Annotated in this window: 1 protein-coding gene; it reads right to left on the bottom strand. The window is 64.4% G+C overall.

Annotation, left to right across the window (positions count from 1 at the left end; translation table 11 throughout):
* Nucleotides 1-93 precede the first annotated feature (93 nt).
* A complete protein-coding gene (locus tag FPZ47_RS27400; RefSeq protein WP_144957407.1) occupies nt 94-1,335 on the bottom strand; it encodes an IS110 family RNA-guided transposase in 1,242 nt (413 codons plus the stop codon).
* Between the last annotated feature and the right edge of the window lie 340 nt (nt 1,336-1,675).

The following is a 1,675-nucleotide window of genomic DNA, read 5'->3' as shown; positions in this document are numbered from 1 at the left end:
TCTGACACGAAAATAGAAGTGACCACAAGCCGGTGAGCGCAGGTAGGGGTGACCCGCCGGCGCTGTCGATGGGGTTCGTGAGCCCGTGTGTGGTTATGCGGTGTCGGCCAGGGGTTGCAGGGTTACCTGGTAGCCCAATGATTCGAGTTGTCCGATTGCACGCGCCTTGGTCTTGGCGGGCACATGGCGGGTGAAATAGTCGGCGCCGGGATCACGGTAGAACTCACCGTTGCGCAGCATGTTCCAGGCGGCGACGAGCATGGCGTGTTCGACGGCGACGAGGGCTTTGATCGGGCCGCGACGGGCGGCGATCCGCTTGTACTTCGCCGAGAAGTAGGTTCCCTTGGAACGGGACGCCGCCAGCGCCGCGATGCCCAGGGCGCCCTTGAGGTAGCGATTTCCGGGGCGGGTCTTAGTCGATTTCACCCGTCCGGCGGACTCGTTTTTCCCTGGGGCGGTGCCTGCCCAGGAGGCCAGATGCCCGGCGGTGGGGAACTCGCTCATCTGCGCGCCGGTCTCGGCGACGAACACCTCAGCGACCGTCGTGGAAAAGCCCGGGATGCTGCACAGCAGCTCCCGGGCCGCCCGAAAAGGTTCCATCGCCTCGTCGATGCGGGTCGAGAGCCGGTCGATATCGGCGGTGTGGGCGTCGATCCGGTCCAGAAACAGTCGGGCCATGAACGCATGGTGGGCAGTGAAGTGTCCGTTGAGGGCCTCGGTCAGCGCCGGGATCTTCGACCGCAACCGACGTTTCGCCAGATCGGCGATCACCGCGGGATCGTCGCGTCCGTCGATGAGAGCCGCTAACATCAACCGCCCCGACACGCCGGTGATGTCGGTGGCCACTGAGGACAGTTTGATCCCGGCGTCTTCGAGCAGCTTCTCGAGGCGGTGGATCTCCCGGGTGCGCTCCTGGGTAATCACTGTGCGGGCGCGGGTCAGATCCCGCAGCACCCGGATCGGCTCTGGCGGCACGAACGAGGCCCGCACCAGCCCATGGGCGCCCAGATCTGCGAGCCAGGCGGCATCGGACACATCGCTCTTGCGTCCGGGCACATTCTTAACGTCACGGGCATTGACCAGCATCACCTCGAAATGCTCTTCGAGCAGGTAGTAAAACGGTCGCCAATAATCGCTGGTGGCCTCCATCACCACACAGGTGATCTTCTGCTCGAGCAGGTGCTCGCGCAGGGCCAGGATCTGGTTGGTCACCGCACCCCACGTCGTCACCGTCGACGCGGTGCGCCTCTTGCCGACTCCCTGGACCCGCACACACACCTTCGCGTCGCGCTTGGAGATATCGATACCCGCGCACCGCGGATGCACCACATCCATCCCTCACCACCGTTCCCGGACTCACGTCCGATCCGAACTCGCTTGTATCGGAGCGTGTTCCGGGGAGGGCGGGGTGAAAACAGGATTCTGACACGCGTGCTCAACAGGCAACAATCCACGGCTCCCGCGGATGACAAACATGCCCTCCGCCACCAAACTAGCCCGCAGGCTCACCGGCACCATAGAGCGTCCGGGGTCAACCGAAACACCACGCCAGTGTCCCCCGAACAGGACAATCCCACCAGCGCCATCAACGATCACCACGCCCGGCAGATTCCAGGGTGACTCGAGCCAAATTTTCCTGCACCACGGCGGGGCGCCGCCCCTGGGGAACTAGCCC

Origin of the sequence: Mycobacterium helveticum, from assembly GCF_007714205.1 — a bacterium.
GTDB classification, from domain to species: Bacteria; Actinomycetota; Actinomycetes; order Mycobacteriales; family Mycobacteriaceae; genus Mycobacterium; species Mycobacterium helveticum.
Note: the sequence above shows the minus strand (reverse complement) of the source record. Positions and strands in the feature narration are given on the sequence as shown.